At 58.2% G+C, this 11,312-nt stretch carries 11 protein-coding genes and 1 pseudogene; 2 read left to right on the top strand and 10 right to left on the bottom strand.

Features of this window, described 5'->3' with window-relative positions; translation table 11 throughout:
• Positions 1 to 156 precede the first annotated feature (156 nt).
• Complete coding sequence (gene gltP, locus GKAS_RS20205; protein WP_035896852.1) at positions 157 to 1,470, top strand: glutamate/aspartate:proton symporter GltP; 1,314 nt, start codon at positions 157 to 159, stop codon at positions 1,468 to 1,470.
• Positions 1,471 to 1,589: 119 nt separating this feature from the next.
• Here the strand turns inward: gltP and GKAS_RS20200 are convergent, their stop codons facing one another.
• Both GKAS_RS20200 and fdhF read right to left on the bottom strand, forming a co-directional pair.
• A complete protein-coding gene (locus GKAS_RS20200; protein ID WP_035896850.1) occupies positions 1,590 to 2,279 on the bottom strand; it encodes a tetratricopeptide repeat protein in 690 nt (229 codons plus the stop codon).
• Between the two features lie 92 nt (positions 2,280 to 2,371).
• A complete protein-coding gene (gene fdhF / locus GKAS_RS20195; protein ID WP_081918588.1) occupies positions 2,372 to 4,519 on the bottom strand; it encodes a formate dehydrogenase subunit alpha in 2,148 nt (715 codons plus the stop codon).
• Between the two features lie 278 nt (positions 4,520 to 4,797).
• On the opposite strand from fdhF, the gene yjdP reads away from it, so the two are divergent.
• Entirely contained in the window at positions 4,798 to 5,136 is a 339-nt protein-coding gene (yjdP, locus tag GKAS_RS20185) for a DDRRRQL repeat protein YjdP (protein ID WP_035896847.1), read from the top strand.
• On the opposite strand, the gene phnP is transcribed toward yjdP, so the two are convergent.
• From phnP to GKAS_RS20145, 8 genes and pseudogenes are all read right to left on the bottom strand, one after another.
• A complete protein-coding gene (gene phnP / locus GKAS_RS20180; RefSeq protein ID WP_035896845.1) occupies positions 5,133 to 5,891 on the bottom strand; it encodes a phosphonate metabolism protein PhnP in 759 nt (252 codons plus the stop codon). The two genes, yjdP and phnP, sit on opposite strands and share 4 nt — an antisense overlap.
• Before the next feature lie 9 nt (positions 5,892 to 5,900).
• Positions 5,901 to 6,335, bottom strand: coding sequence for an aminoalkylphosphonate N-acetyltransferase (phnO, locus tag GKAS_RS20175; RefSeq protein ID WP_035896843.1), 435 nt, complete (start codon positions 6,333 to 6,335; stop codon positions 5,901 to 5,903).
• Positions 6,322 to 6,879, bottom strand: coding sequence for a ribose 1,5-bisphosphokinase (gene phnN, locus GKAS_RS20170; RefSeq protein ID WP_035896841.1), 558 nt, complete (start codon positions 6,877 to 6,879; stop codon positions 6,322 to 6,324). The genes phnO and phnN overlap by 14 nt, the downstream gene beginning before the upstream one ends.
• Complete coding sequence (gene phnM / locus GKAS_RS20165) at positions 6,879 to 8,015, bottom strand: alpha-D-ribose 1-methylphosphonate 5-triphosphate diphosphatase (protein ID WP_035896838.1); 1,137 nt, start codon at positions 8,013 to 8,015, stop codon at positions 6,879 to 6,881. The genes phnN and phnM overlap by 1 nt, the downstream gene beginning before the upstream one ends.
• Complete coding sequence (phnL, locus tag GKAS_RS20160; RefSeq protein WP_035896837.1) at positions 8,012 to 8,698, bottom strand: phosphonate C-P lyase system protein PhnL; 687 nt, start codon at positions 8,696 to 8,698, stop codon at positions 8,012 to 8,014. Before phnL ends, phnM begins: the two co-directional genes overlap by 4 nt.
• Positions 8,699 to 8,796: 98 nt before the next feature.
• A complete protein-coding gene (gene phnK, locus GKAS_RS20155) occupies positions 8,797 to 9,555 on the bottom strand; it encodes a phosphonate C-P lyase system protein PhnK (protein ID WP_035896836.1) in 759 nt (252 codons plus the stop codon).
• A complete protein-coding gene (phnJ, locus tag GKAS_RS20150; RefSeq protein WP_035896835.1) occupies positions 9,552 to 10,397 on the bottom strand; it encodes an alpha-D-ribose 1-methylphosphonate 5-phosphate C-P-lyase PhnJ in 846 nt (281 codons plus the stop codon). Before phnJ ends, phnK begins: the two co-directional genes overlap by 4 nt.
• A pseudogene (locus GKAS_RS20145) lies at positions 10,390 to 11,312 on the bottom strand (carbon-phosphorus lyase complex subunit); the annotation flags it as partial. The pseudogene GKAS_RS20145 and the gene phnJ, both read right to left, overlap by 8 nt.

Raw genomic sequence — 11,312 nt, 5'->3', positions numbered from 1 at the left:
AGCCCTGTTCTGAAAGGCTTGCGCGAGACACCGTGCAGATGGTACTGATAATGCGCGTTAAAAACCTCTAAAAGTAAACGCAACACAAATCACCCCCTTTCAAATGGATACCATTCCTGTTTGGCATGGTATTTTTCATTGAGGAAGTCTGCAGTTATGAAGAAAACACGAATCAGCCTGGCGTGGCAAATTCTCATTGCCCTCGTGTTAGGTATTATTCTCGGTAGTTACCTGCATTATCATAGCGATAGCCGCGACTGGCTGGTTATGAATCTGTTATCTCCAGCTGGCGATATATTCATCCATCTGATTAAAATGATTGTTGTGCCGATCGTTATTTCCACGCTGGTCGTTGGAATAGCCGGTGTGGGCGATGCAAAACAGTTAGGGCGTATTGGCGCAAAAACCATCATTTATTTTGAAGTGATCACCACGATAGCGATTATCATCGGTATTACCATGGCGAATGTCTTCCAGCCAGGGTCCGGGATCGACATGTCGCAGCTGGCGACAGTGGACATTTCGAAATATCAGAGCACCACCGCGGAAGTGCAAAGCCACGCGCATGGCTTGATGGGTACTATTCTGTCGTTGGTACCAACCAATATCATCGCGTCGATGGCGAAAGGCGACATGCTGCCGATTATCTTCTTCTCGGTGCTGTTTGGTCTGGGGCTCTCCTCGCTGCCTGCTGCTCACCGCGAACCGCTGGTTACGGTGTTCCGTTCTATCTCTGAAACCATGTTTAAAGTCACCCATATGGTGATGCGTTACGCGCCGGTTGGTGTGTTTGCGCTGATCGCGGTGACGGTCGCTAACTTCGGCTTCGCTTCGCTGTGGCCGCTGGCGAAGCTGGTGCTGCTGGTGCACTTCGCGATTCTGTTCTTCGCGCTGGTGGTGCTGGGCATCGTGGCGCGTATCTGCGGGCTGAGCATCTGGATCCTGATTCGTATCCTGAAAGACGAGCTGATTCTGGCGTACTCCACCGCCAGCTCCGAGAGCGTGTTGCCGCGTATTATTGAGAAGATGGAAGCCTATGGCGCTCCGGCGTCTATCACCAGCTTCGTGGTGCCGACCGGTTATTCATTTAACCTCGACGGTTCAACGCTGTACCAGAGCATCGCGGCTATCTTTATCGCGCAGCTTTACGGTATCGACCTCTCTATCTGGCAGGAAATTGTGCTGGTGCTGACGTTGATGGTGACCTCAAAAGGGATCGCGGGCGTGCCGGGCGTATCGTTCGTGGTACTGCTGGCGACGCTCGGCAGCGTTGGTATTCCGCTGGAAGGCCTGGCATTTATTGCCGGCGTTGACCGTATCCTCGATATGGCGCGTACCGCGCTGAACGTGGTGGGTAACGCGCTGGCGGTGCTGGTTATTGCTAAGTGGGAACACAAGTTTGACCGCAAGAAAGCGCTGGCGTATGAGCGCGAGGTGCTGGGCAGGTTTGATAAAACTGCCGATCAATAAATAGAACAATAATGCCGGGCTTGCCCGGCATTATTTTTTGGGTTTAGGTGCAGATCCCGGCGGCGCTTCGCTTGGCCGGGCGACGTAGCCCGGGCGAGCGCAGCGACCATGGGAAAAAGCTACTCCGCGCTCACCTTATCAAACTCTTCACACCCGGTATCAAACCCTTCCGTACAGCTCAGGTTCAACCACTGCAATGCTTTCTGCTTGTTCTGCGGGATAAACCCTTTCTCGCCGCTCAGGAACATCATCCCGGCCCAGTACTCGGCGTAGCCGGTGCGGGAGAGCGCGGAACTGTTTTTGAAGTAGTCCGTCGCCTTCTCGTCATCTTCCTTCACGCCTACGCCGTTGGCATAAATCAACCCCAGCAGCATTTGCGCGTCTACCGCGAAATCGCTCTCGGCGTTCATCGACGCTTGCTGGAGCAGCGTAATCGCCCGCGGGTAGTCGGTCTGGCCCGCCTGGCTGTTGATAAGAATGCGCGCCAGGATAACTTCACCGGCCCGGCTTCCCGCTTTCGCGGCTTTCTCGGCCAGCGCTTTGGCTTCGGTATAGTCGAGGCTCACCGGGTTAGTGATTTTAATCTGCGCCAGCAGCGCGCAGGCATCGGCATCGCCGCTATCGGCGGATTTTTGCGCCCAGAATTCGGCTTTACTCAGGTCGCCGGAGCTAAACCAGGTATCGGCCAGATAGTATTGCGCCCGTGCGTCTCCCGCTTTGGCGGCTTCCAGGTATTGACTGCCCGGCTCATCGGCATGTGCGGATAGCGCCGTCAGGCATAACCATAACAATGCAAAAATTCGTTTCATCTTATTATGTAGGTTGTCGAGGAAGGGGGCAGTATAAAGAGATTGGCAGGATAAAAAAACGCCCCCGAATGGAGGCGTTGAAACGAGTCCGCTTAGCCCATTGCGCTTTCACGCAGTCCGGCCTTCAGCTTCGTATACTCATCAATAACATACTGCTCTGCGGCACGCTGGTCGGCAATCGGCTCAACGTTTACGGCGCAGTATTTATACTCAGGCGTTTTGGTAATCGGGCTTAGGTTCTCGGTTACCAGTTCATTACATGCCCCAATCCACCACTGGTAGGTCATGTAAATCGCGCCTTTGTTTGGACGATCGCTCACCGCGGCACGGGTGATGACGCGGCCTTTGCGGGAGTTCACCCACACCAGCGCTTCATCTTCAATGCCTAAACGCGCGGCATCTGCGGTGTTGATCTGGGCATAGCCCGGTTCATCCGCCAGTGCTGCCAGCGCCGCACAGTTACCGGTCATTGAACGGCAAGAGTAGTGGCCAACTTCACGCACCGTCGACAGTACCATTGGGAACTCGTCGGTGAGCTTGTCGATTGGCGCTACCCAGTCGCAGGTGAAGAACTGCGCCATACCGTTCGGGGTGTCGAACTTCTCTTTGAAGAGGTAAGACGTCCCCTGGTCAGCGTCGGACTCATCGCGGCAAGGCCACATGACGTAGCCAAGCTCACCCATTTTCTCATAGGTGGCACCGTAGAAATCAGGGCACAGGCCGCGCAACTCATCCCAGATTTCCTGGGTGTTGTTGTAGTGCATTTTGTAGCCCATACGGGTGGCGATTTCGCTGATGATCTGCCAGTCCGTTTTCAGATCCCACTTCGGTTCAACGGCTTTAAAGAAGCGCTGGAAACCACGGTCTGCGGCCGTGAACACCCCTTCATGCTCGCCCCATGACGTAGACGGCAGAATGACGTCTGCGGCAGCAGCGGTTTTGGTCATGAAGATATCCTGGACGATGACCAGCTCCAGATCTTCAAAGCCTTTACGGACCGCAGAGAGCTCTGCATCGGTCTGTAATGGATCTTCACCCATAATGTACGCGGCGCGAACTTCGCCATGCGCGGCACGGTGCGGCAGCTCGCTGATGCGATAGCCGGTATGTGCTGGCAGGCTTTCCACGCCCCAGGCTTTGGCGAATTTCTCGCGGTTAGCCGGGTTGCTCACGTACTGATAGCCAGGATAGGTATCCGGCAATGCGCCCATATCGCAGGCGCCCTGAACGTTGTTCTGACCGCGAACCGGGTTCACGCCCACGTGTGGCTTACCGAGGTTACCGGTCAGCATTGCGAGGCTGGTCAGTGAACGTACGGTTTCCACGCCCTGATAGAACTGGGTGACACCCATGCCCCACAGGATAGCCGCGCTTTTCGCACCGGCATACATACGCGCACACTGACGAATTTCCTGTGCGCTGACGCCGGTAATATCTTCGACGGACTCCGGCGTGTAGCCTTCGACAATCTTACGATACTCTTCAAAACCGTCGGTACGGGTAGCGACGAACGCTTTGTCGTACAGATCTTCTTCAATAATGACATGACCTATGGCATTGAGCAGCGCGATGTTCGAGCCGTTTCTCAATGCAATATGCATATCAGCAATACGCGCGGTTTCAATTTTGCGCGGATCGCAGACGATGATTTTCGCCCCTTTACGTTTGGCGTTAATCACGTGATTCGCCACGATAGGGTGGGAATCTGCCGGGTTGTACCCGAAAATAAACACTAAGTCAGTGTCATCAATTTCGTTGATGGCATTGCTCATGGCGCCGTTACCGACCGATTGGTGCAGACCTGCAACCGAAGGGCCGTGTCAGACGCGTGCGCAGCAGTCGACGTTGTTAGTACCAATCGCCGCACGCGCAAATTTCTGCATGACGTAGTTTGTTTCGTTACCCGTTCCGCGTGAGGAACCGGTAGTCTGAATGGCATCCGGGCCGTATTTCGCTTTGATAGCGCTCAGGCGGTCAGCCACGTAATTCAGCGCTTCGTCCCAGGAGACGGATTCCAGCTTGCCGCCACGTTGGCGACGGATCATTGGGGTTTTCAGGCGTGGCGTCAGGATCTGGGTATCGTTAATGAAATCCCAGCCGTAATAGCCTTTCAGACACAGGGTACCCTGGTTGGTTTTCCCCTGAGCCGCCTCTGCCCGGACGATTTTTCCGTTATCGACCACCAGGTTGATTTTGCAACCTGATGCGCAATACGGGCAAACCGTGACGACTTTTTTCATCGGTCTCGCTCCAGTTAATCAAATCGCGCATACGCGCTGTCGCCCTCAGTATGCATCTTTTATGCCACTTTTTTATTGTGGACATTCCCTGATAATACGGCTGATTTTTGGACAAAACGCTGACGAAAAACAGGCTGTCGTCATATTTGACGTGTCGATGGGAAAAACGGGGTGACATTTATCACGCGATTTTTATCGGGCAGGATTGGGATTCCTCCGCTACATCGGTAGGAGATACTTGCATAACCTACAGCCAGCCCCCTGACGAGACTGGCCCTATGAAACGCTACCTCACCGCCGTGTTCTTCTGCGCGCTGTCGCTGACCAGCCAGCTCGCCCACGCCGACATTATTGATGACGCCATCGGCAACATTCAGCAGGCGATCAACGATGCCTATAACCCAGGCAGCAGCGATCGTTCCAGCCGAAATCGTGATGACGACGATCGATCCTATAACGATCGCCGCAGCACGCAGAGCAGTCAGCAATATAACGATCGTCGTCGGCAGCTTGATGACCGCCGCCGCCAGCTTGACGATCGCCAGCGTCAGTTAGACCAGGAGCGCCGTCAGCTATCGGACGACGAGCAGCGTCTCGACGACGATTACGACCGTTAATCCAGACGGATTTCCATGCCGTCGTAGCCTGCCTCAATGCCGGATGGCAGCAGATGGGTCATCATCCATTCATCAAACTGGTGGCTGATATGGGTCAGGATAACGCGTGGGCAGCGGATCTCGTCGTTAAGTACCTGAATCGTCGCCAGGTCGCTATGGTTGCGCGGCGTTTGATCCCGCGGAGCGTGGCTGCAGTCAATCACCATCACCTGCGGGCGATTATTGCTTAAAAAGGTCAGCGTTTTCTTCGGCAGCCCGGCGGTATCCGAGAGCCAGGCGACGCGGCTGTGTGGCGTTTCCAGCAGGTAGCCAAAGGTGAGCTTCGAGTGCTCGAGCGGCACGGGCGTCACTTGTAATCCCTGCAAATCAAAGACCACGAACGGTTCCACGGTATGGCTGAAATCCAGCAGGCCGGGATGTTTGAACAGATCGTCGCAGCCCTGTTCATCCGGCGGGCCGTAAACCGGAACGGTGTCGCCCACGCCCCAACGCAGCGGAAACAGCCCCTGCACGTGATCCATATGGTAGTGGGTGAGCAAAAACTGCTGGAAAGATCCGGCGGGCCAGCGATCGGTGAGATCGTGCAGCCCGGCGTCGATCAGGGTGATGGCGTCGTTAAAGCGGACCACGCCGCTACAGGGTTTACGCCGATACTGCGGGGCGCGACGGGCCCGCGTACAGGCCAGACAGTCGCAGCCCCAGGCGGGCACGCCCTGTGCGCCGCCGGTACCGCTGAGGGTGAGGCTCAAACTCATACAGCATCCTCATAACGCTTTGGTGAAACGAACGTGGCTTGGGGCATAGCCCTCACGCTGGTAAAAACGATGGGCATGAAGGCGCTTCGTGCTGGTGGAAAGCTCGGTCATCTCTGCGCCTGCTTCGCGTGCGGTCTCTTCCGCCCATGCCAGCAGCTGGCTGCCAATGCCGGTGCTGCGCACCTGTGGCATCACCACCAGTTCCTGAATCTCGCCAATCCAGTTGGCGTGATGCAGATGAAACTGCAAATGCAAACTCACCATACCCACCACCTCGTCGTCGAGCACGGCCAGCTGATAGTGCAGGTTCCTATCCTGAAGATTGGCGGCGAAGCCGGTGTAAAAGGCGTCTCTGTCGTATTCGGCCTGCTTCAGCTCGCACATGAGCGCGTAAACGTCCTCGATGTCCTCGAAGGTGGCATGGCGTAGTTCACAGACAAGCATAGCGTGGCTCCTTTCTCCCCATCAGCGTGAGGAGCTTCTCTACCGACTGTAGCAGACTGCCGTCATTATTGAGTGTATGGCATTCCGAGGGCGTATAGCGCGCGGCGCGTTCCAGCCGGGCGGCAATTTCGACGCCGTTCTCCCGCCCGCGGGCGTGCAGCCGCTGGCGAAGGATCTCTGGTGAAACCTGCAAACAGACCGGCAGCAGCGCATCGGCATAGCGGGCTTTGGCCTGCGCCATGTGCGCGCGGGAACCGTTCACCACCACGTCAAACCCGGCGTGCAGCCAGAGGTCAATCTCTACGCCCACACCGTAATACAGGCCGTTAGCGTGCCAGCTTAATGCCAGCAGATTGTGCCCGGCGCGGGTGAAAAATTCCTGTTCGCTCAGCGAGATATGGTTTTCACACCCGGCGTTGGCCGGGCGAGTGATATAGCGGTGAGCCACTAACAGTTGCGAAAGCTCCTGCTGGCGAAGCACTTCCAGCAGGCTGTCTTTCCCGGAGCCGGACGGCCCCATTAACCAGACCAGTTTTCCTTTCATCAGAACACCCTTTTCCCCTGACGCCAGACGTGGTCGATATGAATGTGCTCGCCTTTACGGTGCGCGAGCACCAGGTCGGCCCGTTTCCCTTCACCAATCACCCCGCGGTCGTGCAGATTCAGCGCTCGTGCCGGATTTTTCGTCACCAGCGTGATGGCCTGAGGGAGGCTAAAGGTATTGCTGTCGTCATCCGCCACGCGGAAGGCGGCGTCCAGCAGACTGGCTGGGTAGTAATCAGAGGAGAGAATATCCAGCAGGCCGAGCTGGGCTAATTCACGCGCGGCGACGTTGCCGGAGTGCGAGCCGCCGCGCACGATGTTCGGCGCGCCCATCAGCACGTTCATGCCGTGGCGGCGTGAGGATTCCGCGGCTTCAAAGGTGGTGGGGAATTCGGCGATTACGCTGCCCAACTGATGCGATTCGACTACGTGTTCATGGGTGGCATCGTCGTGGCTTGCCAGCGCGATATGGCGATCGCGGCACATCCCGGCGATGGCGGCGCGGTTCGGCTGCGACCAGCGTGCGGCAAGCTGAAGCTGCTCTTCTTCATACTGACGCATCTGCGCATCGGTCAGCGAGTATTTGCCCTGGTAGTATTCGCGGTACTTTTCGCGGTTGGCGAACTGGCGCTGCCCCGGCGAGTGGTCCATCAGGGAGACCAGCGAGACCGGCTCGCGGCCAACCAGCTTTTCAAAGAGCGGCAGGGTCGTGTGATGCGGCAGTTCGCAGCGCAGATGCAGGCGGTGCTCGGCGCGGTTGAGGCCGCGTTTTTGTGTCTCCTCAACGGCATTGATCATCTTCTCAAGGTTTTCCAGACGGTCGCCGCCGTCGCGCACATCGCCGATAGCGACCGCGTCCAGCACGGTGGTGATGCCGCTGGCGACCATCAGCGCATCGTGGCTGCTCATCGCCGAGTGGGCGGGCCAGTCAACCTTCGGGCGCGGGGTGAAAAATTTATCCAGATTATCGGTATGCAGCTCAATCAGCCCCGGCAGCAGCCAGCCGCCTTCGCCGTCCATCGCTTCCGGCAGGCGGCTCTGGCTTTCGGCAAAGGCGCGAATTTCGCCGTCCTGAACCTCAAGGGAACCATGAACCACGTCGTTCTCAAGAACCAGCTTTACGTTATTGATAATCATGCAGGTGTACCCATTGGGTGGAGGCGGTCGGCGACCTGGTTGCGGACGGCTTCGTCATGAAAAATGCCGACGATGGCCGCGCCGCGGGCTTTGGCTTCGGTAATCAGGCTGACCACGGCAGCGCTGTTTTTGGCGTCCAGCGAGGCGGTGGGTTCGTCGAGTAGCAAAATCGGGTAGTCGACGATAAAGCCACGGGCGATGTTGACGCGCTGCTGTTCGCCGCCGGAGAAGGTCGACGGCGCGAGATGCCACAGGCGCTCTGGCACGTTGAGGCGTGTCAGCAACTGAGCGGCTTTCGCGGCGCAGACTTCACGCGGTACGCCAATGTTGAGCAGCGGCTGCATCACCACTTCCAGCGTGGAGATACGTGGGATCACGCGCAGAAACTGGCTGACCCAGCCAACGGTGGTCTTCCGCACTTCCACCACTTTGCGCGCCGGGGCGCTCACCAGATCGACCCATTCGCCGCCGTGTTTAATATGAATATGGCCTTCGTCCGGCAGATAGTTGGCGTACAGCGAGCGCAGCAGGGTGGATTTACCGCTGCCGGAGTGGCCGTGCAGCACCACGCACTCCCCGACGTTGACGGTGAGCGAGGCATCGCGCAGCACCGGAAGCTGGACACCGTTTTGCTGGTGCAGAACAAAGGTTTTACTGACGTTTTCGACGCGGATCGCGTTCATTTTTAGCCTCTTTAAGCATTTGAGCCTTCCCGGCGTCGCGTTGCTCGGCCGGGCTACTTCGCATGGGGAGCCCGGCCAAGCGCAGCGCCGCCCGAGGATTAGTTCTGCAACACCGACGACACCAACAGCTGGGTATACGGATGGTGCGGATCGTCGAGCACCCGGTCGGTAAGCCCACTTTCCACCACCTGACCCTGCTTCATCACCAGCAGACGGTCGGCGAGCAGACGCGCGACGCCCAAATCATGGGTGACAATCACCACCGCCAGGTTCAGCTCCACCACCAGGCCGCGCAGCAGGTCGAGCAGGCGCGCCTGTACCGACACGTCCAGGCCGCCGGTGGGCTCATCCATAAACACCAGCTTCGGGTGGGTGACGAGGTTGCGGGCAATCTGTAAGCGCTGCTGCATCCCGCCGGAGAAGGTGGTCGGTAGGTCGTCGATGCGCGAGGCCGGGATCTCCACATCGATCAGCCAGCGCTTGGCGGTAGCACGGATATCGCCGTAATGGCGCGCGCCGGTCGCCATCAGCCGTTCGCCGATATTGCCGCCCGCCGACACCTGGCGACGCAGGCCGTCCATCGGGTGCTGATGTACCACGCCCCATTCGGTGCGCAGCAGACGGCGACGGTCGGCTTCGGTCATGGCGTATAGCGAACGGTCCTCGTAGCGAATATCCCCTTCTTGCGGCGTCAGACGCGCCGAAATGGATTTCAGCAGCGTGGTTTTACCGGAGCCGGATTCACCGACGATGCCCAGCACTTCGCCCGGCCACAGGTCAAAAGAAACATTGCTGAAGCCCTTGCCCGGCGCGTAGAGATGGGTCAAGCGATCAACGGAGAGTAATGGTTGCGTCATGCGTTTTTCGCCTCGCGCTGTTGGCGGCAGAAATCGGTGTCGGAGCAGACAAACATTCGTTTGCCGCTGTCATCGAGCACCACTTCATCGAGATAGCTGTGCTGCGAACCGCAGATGGCGCACGGCTCGTCCCAGCTCTGGATGGTGAACGGATGGTCGTCAAAATCGAGGCTCTCAACGCGGGTAAACGGCGGCACGGCGTAGATGCGCTTCTCGCGCCCGGCACCGAACAGCTGCAGCGCGGGCATCATGTCCATCTTCGGGTTATCGAATTTCGGGATCGGCGACGGGTCCATCACGTAGCGGCCATTCACCTTCACCGGGTAGGCATAGGTGGTGGCGATATGGCCGAAGCGGGCGATATCCTCATACAGTTTCACCTGCATCACGCCGTACTCTTCCAGCGCGTGCATGGTGCGGGTTTCAGTTTCGCGGGGCTCGATAAAGCGCAGCGGCTCGGGGATCGGCACCTGGAAGATCAGGATCTGATCCTCAAGCAGCGGCGTTTCCGGGATCCGGTGACGCGTTTGGATCAGGGTGGCGTCCTCGGTGCGCTCGGTGGTGTTCACCCCGGTCACGCGCTGAAAGAACTGGCGAATAGATACGGCGTTGGTGGTGTCATCCGCGCCCTGGTCAATCACCTTCAGCACGTCCGCTTCGCCAATCACGCTGGCGGTGAGCTGAATGCCGCCGGTGCCCCAGCCGTACGGCATCGGCATTTCGCGGCCGCCGAACGGCACCTGATAGCCGGGAATGGCCACCGCTTTGAGGATGGCGCGGCGGATCATGCGCTTGGTCTGTTCATCAAGATAAGCGAAGTTATAGCCGCTGAGATTAGCCATTTTTCTGCTCCCGTTGCAGGCGTTTCAACAGTTCCAGTTCGGCCTGGAAATCGACGTAGTGGGGGAGTTTCAGGTGCGAGACGAAACCGGCGGCTTCAACGTTATCGGCGTGGGCGAGGACAAACTCTTCGTCCTGTGCCGGGCCGACGGCGTGTTCGTCATACTCTGGTGCCTGCAACGCGCGGTCGACCAGCGCCATTGCCATCGCCTTGCGCTCGCTCATGCCGAACACCAGGCCATAGCCGCGGGTGAAGTGCGGCGGTTCGTCCGCCGGGTCCACGAAACCGTTAACCATTTCGCATTCGGTCATCAGCAGTTCGCCGATGTTCACCGCAAAACCCAGCTCTTCGGGCACAATTTCGACATCAATATGGCCGCTGCGAATTTCCCCGGCAAACGGATGGTTGCGCCCGTAGCCGCGCTGGGTGGAGTAGGCCAGCGCCAGCAGATAGCCTTCGTCGCCGCGCATCAACTGCTGGAGGCGTGAGGAACGTGAGCAGGGATAAACCGGCGGCGTGCGGGTGATGTCATCCGGCGTCGCGCCGTTATCCTCTTCCGCTTTCGCCAGCCCTTGCTTAGCCAGCAGGCTAAAGACGTGCGGTGCGGCAGACGGCTCGCCGTCATCGGTTTTCAGGGTTGGCGCTTCGCCGTTTGCCAGCAGCGTAAAGTCCAGCAGGCGGTGGGTGTAATCGTAGGTAGGGCCGAGCAGTTGGCCGCCGGGCACGTCTTTGTAGACGGCGGAGATACGGCGCTCAAGGCGCATGTTGCTGGTTGCCAGCGGCTCGCTCACCGCCAGCCTGGCAAGCGTAGTGCGGTAGGCGCGCAGCAGGAAAATCGACTTCAACGTTATCGCCGCTCGCCTGCTTCAGCGCTAGCGCGGCCAGTTCGCGGTCGGCGATGCGCCTTCGGTCATCA

It is taken from the genome of Kluyvera ascorbata ATCC 33433, from assembly GCF_000735365.1.
Taxonomy (GTDB): domain Bacteria; phylum Pseudomonadota; class Gammaproteobacteria; order Enterobacterales; family Enterobacteriaceae; genus Kluyvera; species Kluyvera ascorbata.
Note: the sequence above shows the minus strand (reverse complement) of the source record. Positions and strands in the feature narration are given on the sequence as shown.

What these genes read in the sequence shown, in the direction of transcription:
- gltP (WP_035896852.1), top strand. Translation starts at nt 157, where the DNA reads ATGAAGAAAACACGAATCAGCCTGGCGTGGCAAATTCTCATTGCCCTC.
- GKAS_RS20200 (WP_035896850.1), bottom strand. Translation starts at nt 2,279, where the DNA reads ATGAAACGAATTTTTGCATTGTTATGGTTATGCCTGACGGCGCTATCC.
- yjdP (WP_035896847.1), top strand. Translation starts at nt 4,798, where the DNA reads ATGAAACGCTACCTCACCGCCGTGTTCTTCTGCGCGCTGTCGCTGACC.
- phnP (WP_035896845.1), bottom strand. Translation starts at nt 5,891, where the DNA reads ATGAGTTTGAGCCTCACCCTCAGCGGTACCGGCGGCGCACAGGGCGTG.
- phnO (WP_035896843.1), bottom strand. Translation starts at nt 6,335, where the DNA reads ATGCTTGTCTGTGAACTACGCCATGCCACCTTCGAGGACATCGAGGAC.
- phnN (WP_035896841.1), bottom strand. Translation starts at nt 6,879, where the DNA reads ATGAAAGGAAAACTGGTCTGGTTAATGGGGCCGTCCGGCTCCGGGAAA.
- phnM (WP_035896838.1), bottom strand. Translation starts at nt 8,015, where the DNA reads ATGATTATCAATAACGTAAAGCTGGTTCTTGAGAACGACGTGGTTCAT.
- phnL (WP_035896837.1), bottom strand. Translation starts at nt 8,698, where the DNA reads ATGAACGCGATCCGCGTCGAAAACGTCAGTAAAACCTTTGTTCTGCAC.
- phnK (WP_035896836.1), bottom strand. Translation starts at nt 9,555, where the DNA reads ATGACGCAACCATTACTCTCCGTTGATCGCTTGACCCATCTCTACGCG.
- phnJ (WP_035896835.1), bottom strand. Translation starts at nt 10,397, where the DNA reads ATGGCTAATCTCAGCGGCTATAACTTCGCTTATCTTGATGAACAGACC.